Annotated in this window: 4 protein-coding genes and 1 pseudogene; 4 read left to right on the top strand and 1 reads right to left on the bottom strand. The window is 68.2% G+C overall.

The genetic code is table 11. The annotated features are described in order from the left end of the window. Positions 1-187: pseudogene (locus tag GJV64_RS10745) on the bottom strand (arsenate reductase (glutaredoxin)); the annotation flags it as partial. A gap of 196 nt (positions 188-383) precedes the next feature. Between GJV64_RS10745 and GJV64_RS10740 the strand changes: the two are divergent. From GJV64_RS10740 to GJV64_RS10725, 4 genes are read left to right on the top strand one after another with little or no spacing between them, the layout of a single operon-like run. Continuing rightward, on the top strand, positions 384-1508 hold the full coding sequence (locus tag GJV64_RS10740; RefSeq protein ID WP_164157228.1) for a CaiB/BaiF CoA transferase family protein: 1125 nt from the start codon (positions 384-386) through the stop codon (positions 1506-1508). A 6-nt stretch (positions 1509-1514) separates the two neighbouring features. Continuing rightward, complete coding sequence (locus GJV64_RS10735; protein ID WP_164157227.1) at positions 1515-2684, top strand: deoxyguanosinetriphosphate triphosphohydrolase; 1170 nt, start codon at positions 1515-1517, stop codon at positions 2682-2684. Beyond that, complete coding sequence (locus GJV64_RS10730) at positions 2681-3814, top strand: serine hydrolase domain-containing protein (RefSeq protein ID WP_164157226.1); 1134 nt, start codon at positions 2681-2683, stop codon at positions 3812-3814. The genes GJV64_RS10735 and GJV64_RS10730 overlap by 4 nt, the downstream gene beginning before the upstream one ends. Next, on the top strand, positions 3811-5214 hold the full coding sequence (locus GJV64_RS10725) for a serine hydrolase domain-containing protein (protein WP_164157225.1): 1404 nt from the start codon (positions 3811-3813) through the stop codon (positions 5212-5214). The genes GJV64_RS10730 and GJV64_RS10725 overlap by 4 nt, the downstream gene beginning before the upstream one ends. Positions 5215-5625 lie beyond the last annotated feature (411 nt).

Raw genomic sequence — 5625 nt, 5'->3', positions numbered from 1 at the left:
TGCCTCGGGTGCGCAGCAGCGCGCGCGCGCCGCCCACGGCCGCGGCGACCCCTGCCAGCGTGGCGGCATCGGGCGGGGTCTTCAGATATTCGACGATCTGCGGCGTGTGACCCTGCGCCTTGAGCAGGGCCAGGGCGTTACGCGAGGTGCCGCACTGCGGATTGTGCCAGATGGTGATGTTTGCCATGCCCTTGCGTTCTGCCGCCACTTGCCGGTCTGAACCCTTCCTGATGCAAAGTCTGACATGGGGCGGCTGCCCAAGTCCAGCGGGCGCGGATGGCGATTTTTGGCAGGGTGGCGGACCAACCTGCCATCGGCCACAGCTTGACCTATTCTGCATGGCTGGCAGGGGTTGTCGCACGCAGGCAAGGGGAGGACTTCACATGGCCGGGCCACTGAATGGGATCAGGGTGATCGAGTTGGCCGGTATCGGGCCGGGCCCGTTTGCCGGCATGATGCTCGCCGATCACGGGGCCGAGGTGATCCGGGTGGACCGCCCGGGTGCCCGCATCGATGCGCGCGATCCGCTGCTGCGGGGCCGGCGGGTGATCGGCGTGGACCTGAAGAGCGCGGAAGGCCGGGCGCTGGTGCTCGACCTCGTCAAGGGTGCCGACGCGCTGTTCGAGGGCTTCCGCCCCGGCGTCACCGAACGGTTGGGGCTGGGCCCGGCCGAGTGCCACGCGGTCAATCCGGCCCTGGTTTATGGTCGGATGACCGGCTGGGGCCAGTTTGGCCCCTATGCCCAGGCCGCCGGGCACGACATCAACTATATCGCGCTGGCCGGTGCGCTCCACGCCTATGGCCGCGCCGGGGAGAAGCCCACCCCGCCGATCAACATGGTCGGCGACTTTGGCGGCGGCGGCATGATGCTGGCCTTCGGCATGGTGGCGGCGCTGCTGCACGCCAAGGCCACGGGGCAGGGCCAGGTGATCGATTGCGCGATGACCGATGGCGCGGCCACGCTGATGGCGATGATCTGGGGCTTCCGCGCCAACGGCATCTGGCAGGACCGGCGCGGCGTCAATCTGCTCGATACCGGTTCCCACATGTATGACGCCTATGAAACCGCCGACGGCAAGTGGATCAGCATCGGCAGCCTCGAGCCGCAATTCTATGCCCTGCTGCTGGAGAAGACCGGCCTGAAGGATGATCCGGATTTCGCCGCGCAGATGGACAGCGCGCGCTGGCCGGCGCTGAAGGCGAAGCTGACCGCGCTGTTCCGCACGAAGACGCGCGAGGAATGGTGCGACCTCATGGAGATGACCGACGTCTGCTTCGCCCCGGTGCTGTCGATGGAGGAGGCGCCCAACCACCCGCACAACGCTGCCCGCCAGACCTTTGTGGAGGCCGATGGCGTGATGCAGCCGGCGCCGGCGCCGCGCTATTCGGCGACCGTGACCGACCGGCCACGGATGACGAAGGCTGCCGACACCGATGCCATCCTGGCCGAGTTGGGCTATGGCGCGACAAGGGTGCAGGCGCTGAAGGCGGCCGGGACGGTTCGTTGACGGCCTGTGGCTGAGCGGGCGCCCCACGCCACTTTCTGGGAAGCGTCGCGCGGGCGCTGGCATGCCGAGCCGGCATCTGCCACGCGCAGCCCGTTTGCGCGTGATCGCGACCGCATCATCCATTCGGGGGCCTTTCGCCGCCTGCGCTACAAGACCCAGGTGTTCGTGGCGCCGGATGGCGACCATTTCCGGGTGCGGCTCACCCACAGTCTCGAAGTGGCACAGATCGCCCGCAGCCTCGCCCGCGCGCTGGGGTTGGACGAAGACCTGACCGAGGCGCTGGCGCTGGCCCATGATCTGGGCCACCCGCCCTTCGGCCATAGCGGCGAGGACGCGCTGGAACGCGCCATGGCGCCCTGGGGCGGGTTCGATCACAACGGCCATGCCTTGCGGATCGTCACGCGGCTGGAAAGCCGCTACCCGGGTTTCGACGGCCTGAACCTGACCTGGGAAACCCTGGAAGGGCTGGCCAAGCACAACGGGCCGATTTACGCGCCAGGCTGGGCGCTGGCCGAAGTGGACGCGGCCTGGCCGCTCGATCTGGCGAGTCACGCCGGCCTGGAAGCGCAGATCGCGGCGATCGCCGACGACATTGCCTACGACAATCACGACCTCGACGACGGCATCAGAGCCGGTTTGTTTTCGATTGAAGATATAACCGCGGCGGTTCCTTTTGTGGCCGAGTGCTGGGCGGCGGTCACCACACGTTGGCCGGGCGTTTCGGCCCGGCGCCGGCTGGTCCCGGCGCTCGTGCGCGAACAGATCGGGCGCATGGCCGACGATCTGCTGGCCACCGTGCGGGCGCGGCTGGCCGAGCATGACGTGCGACAGGTGGCCGATGTCCGGGGCGCCGGTCGCACGCTTGCCACGCTTTCGCCGGCGCTGGCGGCCGAAGTCCAGGTGCTGAAGGACTATCTCCGCCAGCACATGTATCGTGCGTCCGCCGTGGTGCGGCTGCGCGATCCGTCCGAAGCCGTGGTGGCATCGCTGTTCGGCGTGCTCCATGAACGTCCAGAGCTGCTGCCGGGCGACTGGGCGGCGCTGTGCCCGGCCGACGAACCGGCACGGGCGCGGCATGTCGGCGATTTCGTGGCCGGCATGACCGATCGTTATGCATTGAAACTCTATGAGGCGTTGGTAGGGCCTTCGCCGCTGCCGCAGGAGATGGTGACATGAGTGACGTTCACGGTTTTGTGCATCCGAAGTTCGAGGCCGTGCGCGGGGCCCTTGCTGCGGCCCTGGCGCGCGGCGACGATCTGGGCGCAAGCTTTGCCGCCACGCTGGATGGCGAGCCGGTGATTGATTTGTGGGGCGGCTGGGCCGATGCCGAGCAGACGCGGCCCTGGGAACGGGACACCATCGTCAACGTCTATTCCACCACCAAGACGATGACGGCGCTGACCGCGCTGTGGCTGGCCGATCAGGGTGCGCTGCGCTTCGAGGAGAAGGTGGCACACTACTGGCCGGAGTTCGCGGCGGCCGGCAAGGCGGACGTGACCGTGGCCCACCTGATGAGCCATTCGGCCGGCCTGTCGGGCTTCCACGAGCCGATGCAGCCTGCCGACCTATATGATTGGGAACTGGTGACCAGCCGCCTCGCCGCCCAGGCGCCATTCTGGGAGCCTGGCACCGCGCCGGGCTATCACGCGATGACGCAAGGCTATCTGGTGGGCGAAGTGGTGCGGCGTATCACCGGCAAGTCTCTGGGCACGGTGTTCGCTGAGCAGCTCGCCGGGCCGCTCGGCGCCGATTTCCACATCGGTCTGGATGCCGCCCATGATGGCCGTGTGGCCGATCTGGTGCCGCCGCCGCAGGGCGCATCGATAAGCGACGGCCCGCAATCAGCGCTGGCCAAGAACATGGCGACCAACCCGCCCGTAGATCCGTTGGCAACGCGCACCAGGGCCTGGCGGGCGGCGGAGATCCCAGCAGCCGGCGGCCACGGCAATGCCCGCTCTGTGGCAGCGGTGCAGACCCTGATGGCCAATGGCGGCGTCGCCGACGGCAAGCGCCTGCTCAGCGAAGCAGGCGTCAGGAAGGCGCTGGAGCTGCAGATTGAAGGGCATGATCAGGTGCTGAACATGCCGGTGCGCTATGGCCTGGGCTATGGCATGCCCACCGAACGGCTGCCTTTTCCCAACAAGAACACCGTGTTCTGGGGCGGCTATGGCGGATCGCTGGTGGTCTGCGACATGGATGCGCGGCTGTGCATGAGCTATGTGATGAACAAGATGGCCGGCACCACCACGGGCGACATGCGCGCCTTCATGCTGATGGCCGGGGTGTGGCAGGCACTGCTGTCGTGAAGTCAATCCTGTTCGCAGCTATGCTGCTGGCCGCCCCGGCGCTGGCACAGACGGCGCCGGACCCGCATCGTCTTGCGCTAGCCGCTGGCTACAAGGCGGCGTTCACCTGTTCCGGGCGGTGGAATGCCGGGCAGGGGGAAGCGGCGATTGCTCGCGACGACCTGACCGGGATTTATGCGGAGTATCAGCCGCTGGTGGGCGGGCTGAAAGCGGACGTGGACGAGGCGGCGCGGACGGTTTCGGTGACATTTGCGGCGGACCTGCCGCCGCGCATTGCCGTGTGGCGGGCGTTGTTGGGCTGCACGCAGTTGCCGGTGGGTGCCACCTCCACGGCGGATGTGGCGCGGTTGGTGCCGGGGCTGGCAGCGCCCGATCTGGCAGCCACAGATGCGCGGCCGTGGCCGTTGGGCGATCAGGGCGCGGTACAGCCATTGAAGCGCAAGCGCGACCGGGCGGCGCTCGAAGCGGTGGTGGCGAAGGCATTTGAAAGTGACCGCACCACGGCGGTGATCGTGATGAAGAACGGCAGGATCATTGCCGAGCGCTATCGTGCCGACTGGACCATGCACACGCCGCAGCGCACCTGGAGCGTCGCGAAATCGCTGACCGCGACGCTGGTGGGCCGGGCGGTGCAGAAGGGCCTGGTGGACGTGGCACAGGCGGCGCCGGTGCCGCAGTGGCAGGCGCCGGGTGATCCCCGGGCCGCCATCACCTGGAGCCACTTGCTGCGGATGAAGAGCGGGCTGTGGACGGCCGGCCCGGGCAATCGCACCGATGAGGTCTATCTGGGCGGCGCGACGGTGGCAGAGACGGCGCCGGCGATGCCGCTGGAGAATGGGCCGGGCGCACACTTCAACTACAGCAACAATGACATCATGCTGGCGGCGCTGTCGCTGTCCCGCGTGCTGGCGAAGGACGGCGGCCAACACGCGGCGCTGGCCTTTCCGTTTACCGAACTGCTGTGGCCGCTGGGGATGACGCGCACGACACCGGAAACGGACTGGCGCGGCGATTTCGTGCTGTCGAGCCAGGTGTGGATGACCGCGCGTGATCTGGCGCGGCTGGCCCTGCTTTATCAGAACGGCGGCAAGGTGGGGGGCCAGCAGCTGCTGCCGCCGGACTGGCCAGCCTTCGTGGAGCGCGCCGATGGCCCGCAGCCGGACAATCGCCCGGAAGGCTATGGCGCCGGCTTCTGGCGCTGGGGCGGATTGGGCGCACGCGAGGGCGTGCCGGCGCTGCCGGCCGGCACCTATGCGATGAACGGCAATCGCGGCCAATATGCGGTAATCGCCGGGAATATCATCGTCATCCGGCGTGGCTTCGATCTGCCTGGGGCGCCGTTCCCGATGCACGCCTTTGCCGCAGAGGTTGTGGCGACTGTGGGCAAAATAACCAAATAGGCACATTTCTGCTTGACTAGCGTAACGCTTCAGGTTGCATATCGGGCATGGATGCGGAATCGGCCCGGCGGCCGCGTCGCTGGCGGGAGGCGATCGTGCTGGATGGTGAAGCCTTGCCGCATGCCACCGATCGGTCCGCGCCTGCAGCGGGCAGCGCAGGGACGCCTGGCGGCGAACAACGGGCAGACCGGCGTCCGGCCGCCAGGGCCATGGCCCTGCGTGACCGGGCCGCCTTTCTTGATCTGCTGGCTCGTCATGGTGATCCGGCGGTAGCTACCGAGCAGTTGGCGGTGTCGCGCTCGACCATGGCGACGCACCGGCGGGCCCCACCAGCCTTGCCATCATGGACCTGCCGCCGCTGCCCGGCGAGCTGCCGGACCGGCCGCGCCTTTGGCTGGCAGGCGCGGGCGC

Origin of the sequence: Sandarakinorhabdus rubra, from assembly GCF_010994245.1 — a bacterium.
GTDB lineage: Bacteria > Pseudomonadota > Alphaproteobacteria > Sphingomonadales > Sphingomonadaceae > Sandarakinorhabdus > Sandarakinorhabdus rubra.
This window is presented reverse-complemented; position numbering and strand designations above follow the sequence as displayed.

What these genes read in the sequence shown, in the direction of transcription:
- GJV64_RS10730 (WP_164157226.1), top strand. Translation starts at nt 2,681, where the DNA reads ATGAGTGACGTTCACGGTTTTGTGCATCCGAAGTTCGAGGCCGTGCGC.
- GJV64_RS10740 (WP_164157228.1), top strand. Translation starts at nt 384, where the DNA reads ATGGCCGGGCCACTGAATGGGATCAGGGTGATCGAGTTGGCCGGTATC.